A 17,553-nucleotide genomic window follows, 5' to 3' on the forward strand; every position below is an offset into this window, starting at 1 on the left:
TGTCCCATACGTAAACCTTTATCCCGAAAGTTTAACAATGTTTGTTTGAATTTGGCAGGTCTCCTGACTTGTCTAACGCTGTTTTGCCTTCCCATCCCTTAGAACAGTGGCTTTGAAGAAAACAACATCCCTTTAATGAGGTGCCAAATCAAGTTTGGCATAAACTTACAGTTGCGGGAACAGTTCCGGATTTACACCGGATTCCCTTTTAATCCTACGGGTAACCTACTCGCAGGAACCAAAATTCAGGGCGAAAGTAATCATTCTGTTTAATCTTTTTTTGAAAAAGTTAAATAATCTTACTTTTGACGGCATGGGATCCCATCGTTTATACAAAGCGTCTTTTGCGCTACTCCTACTGTTTTTGGTTAACGGATGTGCTGAAAAAAAGAAAGCACCCAAAGTTGAACAAGCTACGCAGGTATCTGGCATAAAGCACGCCACTGGTTTTACTATCGAATCAGAAGGAGATATCACGGTCATTGAAGTTTCCTCTGCATGGCCAGGCTCAAAAACTTCTTTTACCTATGCTTTGGTTCCTAAAGAAAAACTAGCTTCCATTACCCTTCCAGTAGATGCCTATGACGCCATTGTAGCCACCCCTGTGGAGCTAATGGTGGTTACCTCCACTACACACATTCCTTCGCTGGAAGCCTTGGGCCAACTTGGAGCGGTGGTAGGTTTTCCCAATACCGATTTGATAAGTTCACCAAATACCCGAAAGCGAATTGACCAGGGACAAATAAGGGAACTGGGCAGCAATGAAAACATCAATACCGAAATTACTTTGGAACTTAATCCCGAAGTGATTGTAGGTTTTGGAATCAATGATACTAACAAAGCTTACGAAACCATTCAAAAATCAGGCATTCCGTTGGTATACAATGGTGACTGGACGGAGGCGACCCCTTTGGGCAAAGCAGAATGGATCAAATTTTTTGCTCCATTCTTTAATAAAGAGATGGAGGCCGAGCGCATTTTTAATTCCATTGAAGCGGATTACGAGAAGGCAAAGGAACTGGCTCTACAAGCCAAGGAGAAGCCAACGGTTCTTACGGGAGGATTGTATAAAGATGTTTGGTATGTGGCAGGAGGAAACAGCTGGATGGCCCAATTTCTTCAAGATGCCAATGCGGATTACCTCTGGGCAAAAACGCCAGAAAGTGGTAGCATTGGATTAAGCTTGGAAGTTGTTCTTGCCAAGGGTTCACAGGCCGATTTTTGGTTCAATCCATCCTTGCATGCGTCATACCAAGAGTTGTTACAGGCCAATTCCCATTACCAACAGTTTGAAGCTTTTTCCCGTAAAAGTGTATTTTCCAATGCTGTCAAAAAGGGAGAAACAGGAGGGTTACTTTTTTATGAGCTGGCCCCCCAACGACCCGATTTGGTACTTAAGGATCTCATCTCCATCCTGCATCCTGGATTACTCCAAGATTACGAACCTCACTTTTTTATGCCCCTGCAATAGATGAGTTCGAACCGGTCATATTCCATAGCATTTACTCTGATAACCCTGGCACTCTTATTGGCCTTCTTGCTTAACATCAGCTCAGGTTCCGTCTTGATTCCATTTGAAGCCGTGCTCAACCTCATTTTTGGAGGCAGTGCCGAAGTGGAATCATGGAATTACATTCTGTGGAATTATAGAATGCCAAAGGCTTTTACCTCTGTTTTGGTTGGTGGCGGACTTGCTTTGAGTGGCTTGCTCATGCAGACCTTGTTTCGGAATCCCTTAGCAGGCCCGTTTGTATTGGGAATCAGTTCTGGAGCCAGTTTGGGTGCAGCATTATTGTTGATGGGGACATCACTCATAGCTGGATTTGCGGCCATGCCATTTCTTAATGACATTTCCGTGGTCATTGCGGCCAGTCTGGGCAGTTTTTTGGTTCTCCTTGTGGTTTTGCTGGTTGCCAATCGCATCAAGGATACCATGGCCCTCTTGATCATCGGTCTGATGTTTGGAAGTATTACCGCAGCCATTGTGAGTGTTTTGGCTTATTTCACTAGCGCCGAGAATTTACAGCGGTTCGTTTTTTGGTCCTTTGGTAGTGTGGGGAATTTATCCTCCCAACAGGTAACAATACTAAGTGTTATTGTGGGTTTGGGAACCCTTTTGGCTGTGTTTTCCATCAAACGGTTGAATGCTTTTTTGTTAGGCGAGAACTATGCACAAAGTTTGGGGGTTTCGTTAAATAAATCAAGGTTGACCATTATCATCGCCACGGGTATTTTGGCCGGAGGCGTTACTGCCTTTGCTGGACCCATAGCCTTTGTGGGGCTTGCAGTACCCCATTTGACCCGTCAAATATTTGATACCATGGAACATCGCATTTTGATTCCAGCAGTGTTCTTGTATGGTGCCATACTTATGCTGTTATGTGATGTCTTGGCCCAACTGCCCAACTCTGCCAATATTCTGCCAATCAATGCCATTACATCTCTTGTAGGGGCTCCTGTGGTCATTTGGTTGTTGGTAAGAAAACGTAAAATGTTGTTTTGATGCAAAAGCCCGAGCAACTAAATATCAGCGTGAAGGACTTAGCCGTGGGCTATAAGGATCGGACGGTTTGTCAAAACATCGATTTGCAATTGTCAGAAGGTGAGCTTTGTGCCATTGTTGGCGTCAATGGTATTGGGAAATCCACCCTGATCAGAACACTGGGGAATTTGCAGCCTAAATTGGTGGGAGCAATCCAAATTTCTGGAAAAAACTTGGAGAATTTTGACACCGACCAACTCGCCAAGACTTTGAGTGTGGTTCTTACTGAACCACCTGCATCCAAAAATTTGAGGGTACAGGAGTTAATTGCTTTGGGAAGACAACCCTACACCAATTGGATTGGAACTTTGACCTTGGAGGATAAAAGACACGTCCAAACCAACCTCAAAGCCTTTCTGTTGGAGGAATTGAAATTTCGAAAATGCCATGAGCTCAGTGATGGACAATTGCAACGAGTGCTTATTGCGAGGGCCGCTGCCCAAAACACGCCGATAGTGCTGTTGGATGAGCCCACTACCCATTTAGATCTATATCATAAGGTGCAAATCCTTAAAATGCTGCAACAATTGGCCCATCAAAGCAAAAAGACCATTGTATTTACCTCCCATGAAATAGATTTGGCTATTCAACTATGCGATAAAATCTTGATTTTGGACGGCAAGAACAACCCTTTTGGCACTCCGTCAGAATTGATCAAGCAAAAACATTTTGAGCACCTTTTTCCTTCGGATATGGTACAGTTTGATTCCGGTAGCGGTTCATTTAAGGTGAAAAAGTAATGCTATTTCCCATTTTCCCACATGAGGGAATCCTTTATCTTTATCGTTAGATTTACAATTTATGAACGAAGCATTGATTTATATCATCATAGGGCTGCTGATGGCTGGGCTTGGACTGTTTTTGGGCATCTACATCCAAAAATTGAAAACCAAATCCAATGAAGATGTATGGGGAGAGCGGGAACAGCAATTGAATTCGTCCATTCGGACGTTGAATGATAAATTATTGGCCACCGATGAGGAAAAAAAGCAATTGCAAAATGAAAAAGAGCAGCAGAGCAACCAAATAGTCCGTTACCAAGCCGATTTGGAAAACCTGCAACGCATCAATACTGAACAAAAAGAGGAAGTTGAAAAGCTTCAGGAAAAATTTACCAAGGAATTTGAAAACCTGGCCAATAAAATCCTAGATGAAAAGAGTACCAAATTCACGGAGCAGAACCAAAAGAACATCAAACAGATTTTAAGTCCGCTTCAGGAAAAAATACAACTCTTTGAAAAAAAGGTGGAGGCCACCCAAAAGGAGAACATCAGTATACATTCCGCATTAAAAGAACAACTGCTCAACCTTCAAAACCAGAATTTAAAAATTACCCAAGAAGCAGAAAATCTGACCAAAGCCTTAAAAGGCGATAGCAAAATGCAAGGGAACTGGGGCGAATTGGTGCTGGAACGGGTTTTGGAAAAATCAGGATTGGAGAAGGATCGCGAATACAGTGTGCAACAAAGTTTTACCCGTGAAGACGGTTCCCGGGTGTTGCCCGATGTTATCATCAACTTACCGGATGGCAAAAAAATGATTGTGGACTCCAAAGTTTCCCTAACGGATTATGAGCGCTACACCAATGCAGACGATGAAGCCAAAGAGAAACATTTGAAAGACCATATCAACTCCTTGCGAAAACACGTGGAGCAGCTTTCCTCCAAAAAATACGAGGATCTCTATGAAATGGAAAGTCCGGATTTTGTGTTGCTTTTTGTTCCCATTGAACCTGCCTTTGCCGTAGCCATCAACCAGGATAGTTCATTATATGTAAAGGCATTTGAACAGAATATTGTTATCGTTACCCCTTCTACCTTGTTGGCTACCCTAAGAACCATAGATACCATGTGGAGCAATGAGAAGCAACAAAAAAATGCCATTGAAATTGCAAGGCAAGCTGGTGCTCTTTATGACAAATTTGAAGGTTTTGTTACCGATTTAACCAAGGTAGGCAAGAAAATGGATGAGGCCAAAAACGAATATCGTGGAGCCATGAACAAGCTAGTTGAAGGTAGAGGGAATATTGTGACGAGCATAGAAAGATTGAAAAAAATGGGTGCCAAGGCGAAGAAATCCATTCCCGAGCCCGTTTTAAAAAGGGCCCAGGAAGACGATTACGAAGAACCTCAATTGGAGCTCTAAACCTTATCCACCTTTTAGAAATTGTAATGAAAAAATTCAAGACCGCAAAGGAATCCAAAGTGTCTATCACCGAGCTCATGCTACCCTCCCACTCCAATTTTGGGGGAAAGGTTCATGGGGGACATATTTTAAATTTAATGGACCAAATTGCATTTGCCTGCGCCTCCAAACATTCGCAAGCCTATTGTGTCACTGCTTCTGTGAATCGGGTTAATTTTTTGAATCCGATTGAGGTTGGGGAGTTGGTAACCTTGAAAGCAGCCGTCAATTACACTGGACGAACCTCCATGGTGGTAGGCGTTCGCGTTGAGTCGGAAAATGTACAAACCGGGGAAACCAAGCACTGCAATTCCTCTTATTTTACCATGGTAGCAAAAAATGGGGAAGGCAAGAACATTCCCGTTCCTGGATTGATCGTTGAAGACAATCAAGGATTACGGCGTTTTGCACGAAGTATGGAACGAAAGACTTCAGCCTACGATCGGGATACCAAATACAGCCCCAAAAAGTTTGTGGCCAAAGAATATCTGCACTTGATGGATGGGGAAAACGTAAAACTGGAAGTGGATTAGCCTAAGTTCAACCTAGGAAGGGCTGGTTTTAAAAAGAGAATATTCAGAAATTTAAGAGATAGTCACTTCGAGCGCCGCGTCTACCGAAAGGCAGGCGGTCAAGAAGTCTTAAAAATCGATTCTTTGTCGGTCTCGACTGCGCTCGACCTGACATTTAGTACCAAATTTCTTTGATATCAACCACAGATAAGATTCCAAAATCTGCGCCTCATTAACTAAGCAAAGAAGCTGCTTCCTGATCCATAAACCAGCTCAAATTTCCTGAAACTGGATTTACCAGTGCCGCTGGGTAATCTTTAAATCCTTCGGATTGTCCAATGATGGTCTTCACCTTTTCAGCTTTTGATTGTCCCGTGACCAAAAAAGCTACCTCCTTAGCGGTATTAATCACTTTTCCATTGATGGAAACCCTTTTTTGACCTGATTCGGGATGGGTTGCCACCACGCAATGGTCGGCTGCTTCCCAAAGGTCTATCTCATGAGGAAATATGGAAGCCGTATGTCCGTCATCTCCCATCCCCAGGATGACCAAATCAAATTGGGGAACCCCTTTTACCCTATCCAAATTGATTTCAAGAAGGTTGGCATAACGCATTGCTTCTGGATTTGGATCGTTTTCCCCTAAAACGCGATGTATATTTTCTTGGGGTACATCAATCTTTGAAAATAGATGCTCCAAAGTCATTTTGTAATTGCTTTGATCATCAGTTGGTGGAACGCAACGTTCATCCCCCCAATAAAAATGAATCTTGTTCCAATCTATTTTGTCTCCAAACTTTTCAGCTAGAATATCAAAAACGATTTTGGGTGTGCTACCTCCTGAAAGCGCTACATGAAATTCAGCTTTATCCTTGACCAAATTCTCAAAATAGATTGAGAACTGTTCAGCTACTTCCTGTTTGTCTTTAAATATTTTTAGTTCCATTTATCTTCCTATATAGTTTGTTCTCGACTGCGCTCGAACTGACAACTGACAACTGACAACTGATTACTGATTACTGATTACTGATTACTGATAACTGATAACTGATAACTGATAACTGAACCTAGCATATCACACAATAACCTGGATCCTCCGCCAAGCTTTCCCCTGGATTCCGCCAAGAGCCCAAATCGTCTATAAGTTCATCCGCATTTTCAGGGCCCCAAACACCCGCTGCATAACCATACATACGGACATCCTTTCCATTTTTCCAATAATTCAAAATGGGATCAACAAACTCCCATGCCGCTTCCACTTCATCTGCTCTGGCATACAAAGTCGCATCTCCCTGCATAGCGTCCAAAAGAAGGCGTTCATAAGCCTCCATGACATAGGTCTGGGCCAAACTCGAGTAGTAAAAGTCCAAATTGGCTCGTTCTACCTTAAACCCTTGCCCAGGTACCTTTACTCCAAACTTCATCAAAATACCTTCATCCGGTTGAATACGGATAATCAGTTTGTTGTCTTTGCTGTTAACTCCAGAATCCTTAAAAATCTGATGGTGCGGGGTTTTGAAGTGAATCACCACCTCAGTAACCTTGGTGGGCATCCGTTTAGCCGTTCGCACATAGAAAGGAACACCTTCCCAACGCCAGTTGTCCACAAAAAACTTGATGGCAGCATAGGTTTCCGTAGTGGAATTGGAATCCACACCATCTTCTTCGCGATATCCTTTAACCTTCTCCCCTTTTACCTCTGACGCCACATACTGTGCCCTAATGGTATTATCCCACAGGGTTTTTTCGTCGGTCATTATTCGAAGTGATTTTAAGGCTTTCACTTTTTCATTTCGAATTTCCTCTGGTTGATCACCAATGGGAGGTTCCATGACCACCAAGGACACGATTTGTAACAGGTGATTTTGGAACATGTCCCGAAGTGCCCCTGATTTATCGTAATATCCACCCCTTTTCTCGACCCCGACACTTTCAGCATTGGTGATTTCAACATGGTGAATGTAGTTTCTGTTCCAGAGCGGTTCAAAAATGCTGTTGGAGAATCGGGTGACCAATAGATTTTGCACCGTTTCCTTCCCAAGGTAATGATCAATCCTATAAATCTGCGGTTCCGTAAAAAATCGGTGAAGTCCAGCATTTAATTCTCTGGCAGTCTCCAAACTATAACCGAATGGCTTCTCCACGATCAATCTTTTCCAACCATTATTTTGGGTGCTCATCCCAGCATCTGCCAAACGCTGCGCAATGGTTTCGTACAAGGTAGGTGGTGTGGACAGATAATAGATAATGTTGCCTGAGGTATTATATTCCTTTTTTAGGGTCTCTACCCTTGTCCTTAGACCTTGATAATCCGTATCATAGGCACCTCCTAAATCTTCATAAAACAACTTGTCCGCAAAGCCCCTGATATAGTTTTCCTTAAGGTCTTCAATTTTTTCCTTTAAATAAGGGCTGTTAAAAACCACTTTATCCCGAAATGCCTCATCCGTTAGATCACTGCGGCTGGCTCCCAAAACCACAAAGTTTTCAGGCAGTTGTCTGGCTACATATAAATTAAAGAGTGCTGGTATCAACTTTCTGGCCGTCAAGTCGCCCGAGGCACCAAAAATGACAAGAATTTGGTTGTCCGTCTTTTTCATAATTACATCTGAAAGTTAATCTTTTGAATCTTAAAAAAAATGACATGGAAATCACGAATCCATAAAAATGTTTTACGTTCCCATTTTATTTTTGAGCATGACGAATATAACGTTTATTTTAGGTTCGCGATTCAACGGATAGCTTACTTATCGCTCTCCTAACAAAACACTAACAAAAAGAAAGAAAAATGGCAGATACTTATGATTTTGGCCTTGTAGGCCTCGGGGTGATGGGAAGGAATTTTATCCTTAATGTAGCGGACAACGGATTTACTGCCTTTGGTAACGATTTGGATGAGGAAAAGGTCAGTGCACTTATATCCGAAGGTGGAGATACCTCAAAAGTCAACGCCACCTCTGATGTTGCCACTTTTGTCGGTGCTCTAAGCACCCCTAGAAAAATCATGTTGTTGGTGCCTGCTGGGAAAGTTGTGGATATCGTAATTGATGGGCTCTTACCCCATTTGGACAAGGGGGATATCATCATAGATGGTGGGAACTCCTTTTTTACTGATACGGATCGTCGCGAAGCCTACTTACAGGAAAAAGGCATCAATTTCTTTGGAGCCGGGGTTTCGGGTGGAGCCAAGGGTGCCAGAAAAGGTCCAAGTATTATGCCTGGAGGTTCAAGGGAGGCCTATCAATATGTAAAACCCATTTTTGAAGCAGTTTCAGCCAAGTATAAGGGCGAACCCTGTGTGGCCTATTTAGGTCCAAAATCTGCAGGAAACTATGTGAAGATGGTTCACAATGGCATTGAATATGGTCTCATGCAGCTGACTTCGGAGATCTATGATCTTTTGAAAAAAGCTGGAGGATTGAGCAACGGGGAACTGCATAAAACCTTCGCAACTTGGAACGCTGGAAGGTTACAATCTTTTTTGGTAGAAATTACCTCTGAAATTTTCAAACAGAAAGATGAGCTGGGTGACGGTGATTTGGTGGATATAATCCTGGATAAAGCCAAGCAAAAAGGTACCGGGAAATGGACCTCACAGAATGCTATGGATTTGGGAATCCCCGTGCCTACTATTGATATAGCCGTAAGCATGCGGGAAATATCGGCCTTAAAAGATGAACGTGTAAAGGCAGATGATCTTTATGACAAACCCGAATTGACATCGGTTGTAAAAGATTCCTTGGTAAGCAAGGCTGAACAGGCTCTTTATTTCTCCTTTATCATGACCTATGCCCAAGGTATGCACCAACTGGCAGATGCATCCAAGGAATACGGCTATGAATTGCAATTGGGAGAAATTGCCAAAATCTGGCGAGCAGGATGTATCATCCGCGCCGAATTGTTGGCCGATATTACCAGTGCATTTCAAGAGGACAATAATCTTCAAAACCTGCTCCTGTCTCCTTCATTTGTGGATAAAGTAAAGGAAACAGTGGGTGCCGCAAGGGAACTTGTCGCCTATGGGGCGTCCAATGGAATTCCATTACCTGGCCTGTCCAATGCCTTGACTTATTTTGATGCTTACACCAGTGGCAGATTACCCTTGAACCTGATTCAGGCGCAACGGGATTATTTTGGTTCCCACACCTATGAGCGTCTGGACAAAGAGGGCATTTTCCATACGGAATGGGAGGATTAAATGGTGTAGCCAGTGACCAATGTCCAAACAATTTTTTGACCATATCAATCAATATGCAACTGTTTCCGCTTTAGAGTTTGAGGAAATTATGCGTTTTTTTGAGCTTCGTACTGTCCGTAAAAAGGAAATGATCATGGAAGCCAATACCCCATGCACGCATACCCATTTTGTACTGCAGGGTTGCCTGAATATGTTTTTTCCAACGGAGAAAGGAGTGGAACGTACCATCCAATTTGGAATAGAAAATTGGTGGTTAACGGATTTCCTTTCGTTTGGCAATAGGTCCAGTTCCAATTATGCCATCCAAGCGGTGGAAAAGACCACGTTTCTGTCCATAGGTCGTGACCAGTACGACACGCTGCTGGAGCGATTTCCACAAATGGAAAAGTACTTCAGGGTCATCTACCAAATTGGATACGGGGCTTCCTTAAATAAAATGAGGTACCTACAGGATTATTCCAAAGAAGATATTTACTTCCATTTTACCGAACAGTTTCCTGATTTTGCGCAGCGGGTTCCCCAATATTTAATTGCATCTTTTTTAGGGCTCACTCCAGAATACGTGAGCGAAATCCGAGCTAAAAGACGTTCTTAAACCCGTTTAAGTTATTTGGATTTTCCCTGGTATACCTTCGTTCCAAATTCAAAAAACAACGAACATGGAAACGAGAATTCAAGTTGGGGAAACAGAACCCAAAGCGTATCAAGCCGTCTTTGGCCTGGAAGGATATTTGGCACAATCCGAACTAAAAAAATCACATTATAAACTGATCAAGGTAAGGGCATCCCAAATCAACGGATGTGCTTTTTGTATTGATATGCATACCAAAGAGGCATTAAAGCTTGGGGAAACACAAGAACGCCTATTCCTTTTGGATGCTTGGCGGGATATCGACGTATTCTCCGAAGAGGAAAAAGTAATCTTGCAAATGACGGAGGAGGTAACCAAAATCCATGAAAAAGGACTAACTCCTGAAACCTATCAAAAGGCCATTAAGTTCTTTGATGCACATTATTTTTCACAGATTATCATGGCCATTGCCACCATCAATGTTTGGAATCGTATCGCCATAAGTACGCATATGCCGGTCCCAAAATAATTGCTTGGCGCCGCAGGTGAAATTTTACAAATTTTAAGCGGCTTGGAAGCCAACCCATGCCGCTTTTAATGTAAATTGTATCCCCATTACCGTAGTTATAATCATCATCAAAATTATGAACAGGCTTACCCGAATTACTTCTATATTAATCAAGCTACAGTCCAAAAGCACCCTAACCGCGCAAGAGATTGCGGACGAATTTGACATTAGTCTAAGAACGGTGTATCGGGACGTGAAAACCTTACAGGAAGCTGGTGTGCCTATCGGTTCGGAAGCAGGTATCGGTTATTTCATGGTGGAGGGGTATCGACTGCCCCCAGTATCTTTTGCAGAGGACGAAGCCAATGCACTGGTAACCGCAGAAAAGTTTGTGCTACAGAATATGGAGACTTCCTTGGTAAAGAACTATCGCTCTGCACTAACCAAAATCAAGGCGGTACTCCGTACCTCAGAAAAGGACAAGGTTGCCTTGCTGGAAAGCAGAATAAGTCCTGCCCGTCAATTCAATACAGAAGAAAACTCGTCTTATTTGGCAGAGGTGCAGAAAGCCATTACCTCTTTTGAGGTCATAGATATTACCTACCGTAGCCCTCAAGGTATCACCACCCAACGTAAGGTAGACCCTCTCGGTCTCTATTTTACAGAAAATAGATGGGTTATGGTGGCCTATTGCAGGTTCAGGGAGGATTATAGGGACTTTCGGTTGGACAGAATTTTGGAATTAAAACCTACGGATATAAAATCTGGGAAAGCCATTACTTTCAACCTACAGGACCACTATAAGCAAAGGGGCGAAAAATATTCTTGAACCCTACTGACATACCCTTGACACTCTCCAGATTTAATTTTGTTGTTAAATGAAAAACAACACAAAAAATGAACAATCATCAAATTTTGGAGTGGGCCCCATTCACCATCAAAGAGGGCATCACGGAGCAACAACTGTTGGAAGCCTCCAAAGCTTTGCAAACAGATTTCTTGGAAAAGCAAAACGGATTCATCCGAAGGGAACTCTTGATTCAATCTGATCGGAACTTCATCGACACCATTCTGTGGGAAAGTATGGATGCGGCTCGGGAAGTTATGGTCAAGGTTCAGGAAAGTCCAGCCTTTTCCAACTACTTTAGCCTGATGGAGGAAGCTGATACTTCCCAACCAGAACAAGGTGTTTTGCACTATCAAATGTATGCCAGTTATTAGTGTTGATTGGTCACACAATTTGATTAAAATTCGTCAGTTCGAGTGATTTTTTCGAGTTACAGCCGAAAAAATTGTATCGAGAACAAAGGATCCATTGGTTAATTCCCTCATTCTCGATACTTTCCTTTGGAAAACTCGAATTGACGGGTTCTATCAACTTATACTTTAAAAAATGCAAGGAGCTCTGCTAACAAATGAAAATGAAAGAACTCATAATAAAAGGCGAATTCCTTCTTCAAAAAACTCCAGGAAAAGGTGGATGGACTTATGCGAGCGTCCCAGGAAAAATCAAGGGTAAATCCAATGGATTTGGGTGGGTCAAGGTAAAGGGAAGCATAGACGGATTTCCCATTCAACAATACCATATTATGCCACTCAGTGATAGCGATATGTTTTTGCCTGTAAAGGCAGCCATCCGAAAAAAAATTGATAAATGGCCAGGGGATTACGTCCAGGTGGTTTTGTATCTGGATGAGAATCCTATGCAAATTCCCAAAGACATCATGGAATGTTTTCGTCAAGAGCCGGCATCCCTCCTACCCGCGTTTCAATCCCTAACCGACGGACAGCAAAAAGCCTACTTGGACTGGATCTATGCTGCAAAAAAGGAAGATACCCAAGCAGACAGAATTGCATTGATGATGCACAAACTTTCTAAAAATCTTTCCCTTAACCAACAAGAAAAGCGGGATTAGTCAAAAATTACTTTTCAAATTTGTGTAACCGAATGATTACATATATATTTGTAACCAAACGGTTACTTATAAATGAGAAGAGATGTATTCCAAGCCATTGCAGATCCCGTTCGGCGAGACATCATAAAGTTGTTGTCGGAACAGGCTTTAACCGTAAATGAAGTGGCGGAGCAATTTGAAGTGAGCAGACCTGCCATTTCCAAACACCTAAAGATTTTGGAGGAATGCGGTATCATCATGTTCAGTCAAAAAGGACGTGAACGGCACTGCTTTATTCAACCTAAGAATCTTATCCCTGCATTTTTGTGGATTGACCAATACCGCAATCTCTGGGAAGAGAAACTGGACTCTTTTGAAAACTATTTGAATCAATTACAAAACAAAAACAACAAGCATGAACAATCCAAAAAACAGAACCCTAACCCTTGAACGAACCTTTGACGCTCCCCTCGATCTTGTTTGGGAAGCCTGGACTCAACCAGAACATATTGCCCAATGGTGGGGACCCAAGGGAATGGAAACCAAAGTATTGGAACATGATTTTACTGTAGGAGGCCAATGGAAATACGCCATGACCATGCCAGACGGTAGTGAATTTATTGCTGATGGCGTCTACGTGGATATTGTTCCGAAGGAAAGAATCGTTTCCTCAGCCAACTTCAAACCCATGACCGAAGGTGTGGAAATTCAAGCCATTTTTAAGGCTGATGGGGATAAAACCCATTTTACCTTTAATTGTGTGCATGAGACGGAGGAGTATTGCAAACAACAAGAAGAAATGGGCTTCTACAATGGTTGGGGCTCCGTGTTTGACCGCTTGTCCGAATTTGTCTCTTCAAAATAACTGATACCATAAGAGCCGTTAGTTACGGCTCTTTTTTTTTGTATGATCATCTGGTATACAAGCCGTTAGCGTTCCCCTACTTTTCAAAAAGATTTGGAGAATTAAAAAAATATTATACCTTTGTAGTGTTCTAGTTATCTAATACACTATAAATGTTAACGACAAACAAGCTTTATTTCAATTATCCAGCCAGTCCTTCTGTACTTAAGTCCATTAATCTGGAGCTTAAGCCAGGCAACATTTATGGCTTGTTTGGTAAGAACGGAGAAGGAAAAAGCACCTTGATCAAGATCATGGGTGGGTTGTTGTTTCCAAAATCCGGTAGTTGCACTTTTAACGGATTGTCCACCCAACAAAGGGAACCACAGACCTTACAGGACTTTTTTTTGATACCCGAGGAATTTGAATTGCCCCGCATCTCTATAAAGGCATTTGAACACATCAACTCGGTTTTCTATCCCAATTTTTCCAAGGAACAGTTTTACCATCTTTTAGAGGAATTCCATTTAAAACCGCAACAAATCATTTCCAACCTTTCTTTTGGACAAAAAAAGAATGTACTGATAGCCTTTGGTATAGCGGTTAACACACAGTTATTGCTCATGGATGAACCTACCAATGGCTTGGACATTCCGTCCAAGAGTCAGTTTAGAAAGGTAATGGCAGCCAGTGTTGATTCAGGAAAATGTATAGTGATTTCAACCCATCAAGTTCGAGACCTTCATAGCCTTATCAACCATGTAATCATCTTGGACAATGCCCAGCTTATTTTTGACAAATCTCTAGATCAGGTGACCAAAATGCTATGGTTTGGAAGAGCATCCAGCACGGAGCAAACCGGACTCATTTACTCTGAGGGGGCATTTGGCGGAAGATCGGTCCATGCTAGAATGGACAAAGAAGAAACTGAAGTGGACCTGGAACTTCTTTTTAATGGAGTTTTGAACGAACCCATGAAAATAAATCAAATCATGCAAGACAACGATCATGGAGCAGGGGTTTAGTTTTCAGCGGGTATTACAGTTCATCAAGCGGGACTTGGTCTTGCTTAGAGGTACATTTCTGACTGGATTTTTTGTGTCCATCATTCTGGTTTTCATATTCTGCTTGTTGAATATGGTGTGGGACCAAAAATTAGATTTGGAAGAGTTTTATGGAATTTTCGGGATCATCTATATCCCAATGGGAATACTGTTCACCTTTGCCTTGTTTCGCGAGTTCGGCAACCCAAAAACCAACGCATTATATCTGGCACTTCCTGTTTCCACTCTAGAACGACTAGCAGCCAAATGGCTAACGGTTACCCTGATCTATACCTTGGTATTATCTGTTTTGGCCCTGCTGGTCGGTACGGTGTCCATGGCTGCGGGAATCGTTCTTTTTGGGGCCAACTTTAGCCTGCTGACCCTATTCTCAGAATCCTATTTAACCATTGTTGGCACCTATATATTTGTTCAACCTGTGGCCATGGTGGGCGCGCTTAGTTTTGCCAGAAACAAGATCGGGAAAACCTTGTTGGCTGTTGGAATCGTAGTTCTTGGCTTCTTTCTTTTCAATTTTCTATTGTACGCCATGTTCAACCATAGACTTGGTGTTTTTGACGAAGATGGGCTAGGTTCAATGGCATTCAACAAGGCCGGTACGGATTTTTCCATTGTTGGACGATGGTTCTACGGTTTCATATTTGGCCCGCTGATGCTTGTAGTGGCTTATTTTAAAATGAGGGAAAAGGAGGTGTAGGATGGATTTTGACAACAGTAAACCTATTTATTTACAAATAGTGGATTTCTTTTATGAAAACATATTGAGCAAACAATGGCAAGAAGGAAGCAGAATCCCTTCGGTAAGGGAAGTGGCCATGATGGTAGAGGTCAACCCCAATACGGCCATAAGGGCCTTTAACCACCTACAGGATTTGGAGGTGATCTATAACAAAAGAGGTATTGGGTACTTTGTATCCGACAATGGATTTACCACTGTATTGGATATTAAACGCAAGGAGTTTTTAGAACAAAACCTTCCTAGCCTATTCAAGCAAATGAACCTATTGGACATTGATATTGAAGTATTGAACAACGCTTACAACCAACACAAAAATGAAGAAAAGTAGTCTTATTTTATGGGGAGCGCTGATTGCTATCCTGCTATTTTCGTTCATTTTTCAGTTATCCGTACATAGCTATGTGAAGGAGGGGAAAGCCCATATGAAACCTGTACAAATGCTAACGCAAAATCGGCAGCTTGCCCATTTTATAGCTATCAAAGCGAACGGAAGATTGAAAATTCTCATGGAACAACAAGATGTTGCGGCGATTCAGGTAAATGCCCCGGATTATATAATCGATTCTATTCGCACCCTAATAGTTGACGATACTTTGGACATCAGTGTGGCCTCATCCTTGAAGAAGAAAGACAGTATTGTCCTTCGTATTTCAAACCCAGAATTCCACGGGCTTCAGTTTAGTTCTGAAGTATCAGTTGAGTCGGTCGGAATCCTGTCAGGAACAAATCTGGACTTGAAGTTCAGAGATAAAAGCTCTGGAAAACTTGAACTTTCCTATGAGCATTTAAAATACAGCAACACCTCAACAGGCAGTGTGAATCTAAATGGAAAAATTAACCAACTGAATTTTATGGAAGAAAAGAACAACTAAATACCATCAAAAAACGAACAATCAGCTTTTATTATTCATCAATCATCAATCTGCCCTGAGCGCCTGCCTACCAACAGGCAGGAAGCCGAAGGGTCAATCAATCAAAAAACGAACAGTTATGAAATCACATACCACAACACATGACCAAGAGGGTGTTCCGTATCCGCCGAAATGGCGCATTTGGCTTATGCGCTCCCTCTATTTACTCACGTTTATAGGACTGGCCTTTGAAGCTTGGGAATACCTGCTTTTCCCTCCAGAGCCCCTAGACTATATTACAGGAGTGTCCTTTAGTTTTTGGGCGGCTTATGCCACACTTATGGGGATTGGTATTAGATATCCTATAAAAATGCTGCCGTTGATCCTACTGCAATTGGCCTATAAATCCATTTGGGCATTAACGGTTTATCTTCCCATGAAACACGCTGGGACAATCACCCCCAATGCAGAATCCTTCTTTTGGATATGCGTAACCGCGGTAATCATTGATACGTTGGTTATTCCATGGGGGTATTTATTTAAGGCTTTTATCAAGCCCTTTTTAAAATTCAGGGTTTACCCGGTATAAATACCCCAAATCCTGTAGACCATTCATCAGTCCGCCTGTTGGTTTATGTACCATAGGTTCACGGACAGGTAAAAAAACGAACAATCATGAAATCACAAAAAGTAGGAACGAATCGTCTTTTTCGGTTCCTGTGTATAGGACTCATCGCTTTGATTCTTTGCAGTTATGCACTACATAGGTATCATACGCAAAAGAAAGTGGAGCTTGCCTATCAGCAAACGGCATATGCACTTGGGCTCTTATCTGACAACCTAAACAAAGGGTTTAGCCAAATGGGACATTTGAACCAATTTGAGCAAACCAAACGGAAAATCTACAAGCACTAAAGTTTATTCATCAACCTGCTGTTGGAAGACAGCAAAAAAACGAACAATCATGAAAACAAATCAACAAACAGGTAGAATTGTAGGAGCCTTATTGCTCCTGATCATGGCCGTGGGTATACCCTCATTAAATCTGAGAGGACTTTCAACGTCTATGGGCGAAGATCTTAATTTTCTGGAGTACATTCATCAAAATGCATTGGGGATGCGCTTCGGAATGGTACTGGACATCACTGCCAGTGCCTTATGGCTTTTTATTTCCATTTATCTTTTTCCCAAAATCAAAGCGTATAGCTCGGGGCTTGCCCTTGCATTTTTTGGACTTTGGGTGATTAATTTAGGCATCATAATCTACAGCAACATCAGTCATTTATCACTGATTTCGTTGAGCGGAGAATTTGTGAAGCCTGGAGCTACCAATCTGGACACACTGCGGACCCTTGGCTTGCTAAAAATTGAGGATTACTTCTGGTCGCATTTCATGGCGTTGATTACCTATGCCATGGCCGCCTTTGTATTTTACTATTTTCTATTTCGAACCAAATTGGTTCCCAAATTATTGGCGTTATGGGGTATGATAGCCATTAGCCTGGTATTTATGGCCTCTTGGGTCAACATCTTTGATTTGGATATCAGCTTCCATTTCTATTCCCAGAATGGCATTTTTATGATTGTCTTTATGGGATGGTTAATTGCCAAGGGGTTTTCTGATTCTGCCATTCAGAACAGCTAG

Annotated in this window: 22 protein-coding genes and 1 riboswitch; of the genes, 20 read left to right on the forward strand and 2 right to left on the reverse strand. The window is 42.2% G+C overall.

Going from position 1 to position 17,553, the window contains the following annotated elements:
* Positions 1-36: 36 nt before the first annotated feature.
* A riboswitch (cobalamin riboswitch) is annotated at positions 37-258 on the reverse strand.
* A 22-nt stretch (positions 259-280) separates the two neighbouring features.
* From ACRHOZ_RS01925 to ACRHOZ_RS01945, 5 genes are all read left to right on the forward strand, one after another.
* Positions 281-1,471 (forward strand): ABC transporter substrate-binding protein, encoded by a 1,191-nt coding sequence (locus tag ACRHOZ_RS01925; RefSeq protein WP_431121729.1) that lies wholly within the window; start codon positions 281-283, stop codon positions 1,469-1,471.
* Complete coding sequence (locus ACRHOZ_RS01930; RefSeq protein WP_431121732.1) at positions 1,472-2,503, forward strand: iron chelate uptake ABC transporter family permease subunit; 1,032 nt, start codon at positions 1,472-1,474, stop codon at positions 2,501-2,503.
* Positions 2,503-3,282: an ABC transporter ATP-binding protein gene (locus ACRHOZ_RS01935; RefSeq protein WP_431121734.1), complete on the forward strand. Its 780-nt coding sequence runs from the start codon at positions 2,503-2,505 to the stop codon at positions 3,280-3,282. The genes ACRHOZ_RS01930 and ACRHOZ_RS01935 overlap by 1 nt, the downstream gene beginning before the upstream one ends.
* 61 nt (positions 3,283-3,343) lie before the next feature.
* A complete protein-coding gene (gene rmuC, locus ACRHOZ_RS01940; RefSeq protein WP_431121737.1) occupies positions 3,344-4,687 on the forward strand; it encodes a DNA recombination protein RmuC in 1,344 nt (447 codons plus the stop codon).
* A gap of 26 nt (positions 4,688-4,713) precedes the next feature.
* Complete coding sequence (locus ACRHOZ_RS01945; RefSeq protein WP_431121739.1) at positions 4,714-5,259, forward strand: acyl-CoA thioesterase; 546 nt, start codon at positions 4,714-4,716, stop codon at positions 5,257-5,259.
* A 211-nt stretch (positions 5,260-5,470) separates the two neighbouring features.
* On the opposite strand, the gene pgl is transcribed toward ACRHOZ_RS01945, so the two are convergent.
* On the reverse strand, positions 5,471-6,184 hold the full coding sequence (gene pgl, locus ACRHOZ_RS01950; RefSeq protein ID WP_431121741.1) for a 6-phosphogluconolactonase: 714 nt from the start codon (positions 6,182-6,184) through the stop codon (positions 5,471-5,473).
* Positions 6,185-6,305: 121 nt separating this feature from the next.
* On the reverse strand, positions 6,306-7,838 hold the full coding sequence (zwf, locus tag ACRHOZ_RS01955; protein WP_431121744.1) for a glucose-6-phosphate dehydrogenase: 1,533 nt from the start codon (positions 7,836-7,838) through the stop codon (positions 6,306-6,308).
* Positions 7,839-8,026: 188 nt separating this feature from the next.
* Between zwf and gndA the strand changes: the two genes are divergently transcribed.
* The 15 genes from gndA (at position 8,027) to ACRHOZ_RS02030 (ending at position 17,553) form a co-directional block, all read left to right on the forward strand.
* Positions 8,027-9,436 carry an NADP-dependent phosphogluconate dehydrogenase gene (gene gndA, locus ACRHOZ_RS01960; RefSeq protein WP_431121746.1) on the forward strand — a complete coding sequence of 470 codons (1,410 nt, stop codon included), beginning with the start codon at positions 8,027-8,029 and terminating at the stop codon, positions 9,434-9,436.
* Between the two features lie 19 nt (positions 9,437-9,455).
* The gene (locus tag ACRHOZ_RS01965; RefSeq protein WP_431121748.1) at positions 9,456-10,031 is read left to right on the forward strand and encodes a Crp/Fnr family transcriptional regulator; all 576 of its coding nucleotides are present in this window, start codon (positions 9,456-9,458) and stop codon (positions 10,029-10,031) included.
* A 64-nt stretch (positions 10,032-10,095) separates the two neighbouring features.
* Positions 10,096-10,536 carry a carboxymuconolactone decarboxylase family protein gene (locus ACRHOZ_RS01970; protein WP_431121750.1) on the forward strand — a complete coding sequence of 147 codons (441 nt, stop codon included), beginning with the start codon at positions 10,096-10,098 and terminating at the stop codon, positions 10,534-10,536.
* 115 nt (positions 10,537-10,651) lie between these two features.
* Positions 10,652-11,344 carry a helix-turn-helix transcriptional regulator gene (locus ACRHOZ_RS01975; protein ID WP_431121753.1) on the forward strand — a complete coding sequence of 231 codons (693 nt, stop codon included), beginning with the start codon at positions 10,652-10,654 and terminating at the stop codon, positions 11,342-11,344.
* 68 nt (positions 11,345-11,412) lie between these two features.
* A complete protein-coding gene (locus tag ACRHOZ_RS01980; RefSeq protein WP_431121755.1) occupies positions 11,413-11,736 on the forward strand; it encodes a hypothetical protein in 324 nt (107 codons plus the stop codon).
* A 200-nt stretch (positions 11,737-11,936) separates the two neighbouring features.
* Entirely contained in the window at positions 11,937-12,431 is a 495-nt protein-coding gene (locus ACRHOZ_RS01985; RefSeq protein ID WP_431121757.1) for a YdeI/OmpD-associated family protein, read from the forward strand.
* Between the two features lie 72 nt (positions 12,432-12,503).
* A complete protein-coding gene (locus ACRHOZ_RS01990; RefSeq protein ID WP_431121759.1) occupies positions 12,504-12,860 on the forward strand; it encodes an ArsR/SmtB family transcription factor in 357 nt (118 codons plus the stop codon).
* Positions 12,826-13,275 (forward strand): SRPBCC family protein, encoded by a 450-nt coding sequence (locus tag ACRHOZ_RS01995; RefSeq protein ID WP_431121762.1) that lies wholly within the window; start codon positions 12,826-12,828, stop codon positions 13,273-13,275. Before ACRHOZ_RS01990 ends, ACRHOZ_RS01995 begins: the two co-directional genes overlap by 35 nt.
* Positions 13,276-13,427: 152 nt before the next feature.
* A complete protein-coding gene (locus ACRHOZ_RS02000) occupies positions 13,428-14,279 on the forward strand; it encodes an ATP-binding cassette domain-containing protein (protein ID WP_431121765.1) in 852 nt (283 codons plus the stop codon).
* Positions 14,263-15,015 carry a hypothetical protein gene (locus tag ACRHOZ_RS02005; protein ID WP_431121767.1) on the forward strand — a complete coding sequence of 251 codons (753 nt, stop codon included), beginning with the start codon at positions 14,263-14,265 and terminating at the stop codon, positions 15,013-15,015. Before ACRHOZ_RS02000 ends, ACRHOZ_RS02005 begins: the two co-directional genes overlap by 17 nt.
* 1 nt (position 15,016) lies before the next feature.
* Positions 15,017-15,385, forward strand: a complete 369-nt coding sequence (locus ACRHOZ_RS02010; protein WP_431121770.1) for a GntR family transcriptional regulator — start codon at positions 15,017-15,019, stop codon at positions 15,383-15,385.
* Positions 15,372-15,929, forward strand: coding sequence for a GIN domain-containing protein (locus ACRHOZ_RS02015; protein ID WP_431121773.1), 558 nt, complete (start codon positions 15,372-15,374; stop codon positions 15,927-15,929). Before ACRHOZ_RS02010 ends, ACRHOZ_RS02015 begins: the two co-directional genes overlap by 14 nt.
* 118 nt (positions 15,930-16,047) lie before the next feature.
* Entirely contained in the window at positions 16,048-16,497 is a 450-nt protein-coding gene (locus ACRHOZ_RS02020; RefSeq protein ID WP_431121775.1) for a hypothetical protein, read from the forward strand.
* A gap of 86 nt (positions 16,498-16,583) precedes the next feature.
* Positions 16,584-16,823, forward strand: coding sequence for a hypothetical protein (locus tag ACRHOZ_RS02025; RefSeq protein WP_431121777.1), 240 nt, complete (start codon positions 16,584-16,586; stop codon positions 16,821-16,823).
* A 49-nt stretch (positions 16,824-16,872) separates the two neighbouring features.
* Entirely contained in the window at positions 16,873-17,553 is a 681-nt protein-coding gene (locus tag ACRHOZ_RS02030; RefSeq protein WP_431121780.1) for a DUF4386 domain-containing protein, read from the forward strand.

The sequence above is a fragment of the Flagellimonas flava genome (assembly GCF_050617915.1).
Classification (GTDB): domain Bacteria; phylum Bacteroidota; class Bacteroidia; order Flavobacteriales; family Flavobacteriaceae; genus Flagellimonas; species Flagellimonas flava_A.